The following is a 315-nucleotide window of genomic DNA, read 5'->3' as shown; positions in this document are numbered from 1 at the left end:
TGTCATCACCGTATTTTGAAACCAAACGTGGCAAATCGTGGTTGTTCCAAAAAAGGGAATTCCAACCACCATCGGCCAGCTCTAGCTGCCACTTGGTCAGCACATTTTTGAACTCTCGAAGATCAAGCGGAATAGGGTTCCATTTGTCACCGTTCTCCCATGTCAGGGTAATGTGCTCAAATTGGAACACCATAGAAAGTTCATTTCTATCTTGTCCGCTGTATAGCTTGGCTATTTCTGGAGTCGCGCCCCAAGTTTCTCCAACGGTTAACAAATCCTTGTTACCAAAGGTCGCCTGATTCATTTGTTGTAATA

The 315-nt window shown here is 44.4% G+C and carries 1 protein-coding gene; it reads right to left on the bottom strand.

Annotated features, from left to right (window positions below):
* Positions 1 to 315 (bottom strand): alpha-amylase family glycosyl hydrolase (locus AB4496_RS19855; RefSeq protein WP_372131710.1); only part of this gene is annotated, 315 nt, incomplete at both ends.

The sequence above is a fragment of the Vibrio sp. 10N.222.46.A1 genome, from assembly GCF_041473595.1.
GTDB lineage: Bacteria > Pseudomonadota > Gammaproteobacteria > Enterobacterales > Vibrionaceae > Vibrio > Vibrio tasmaniensis_A.
The sequence above is the reverse complement of the archived record's forward strand: the minus strand, read 5'-3'. Positions and strand labels throughout refer to the sequence as shown.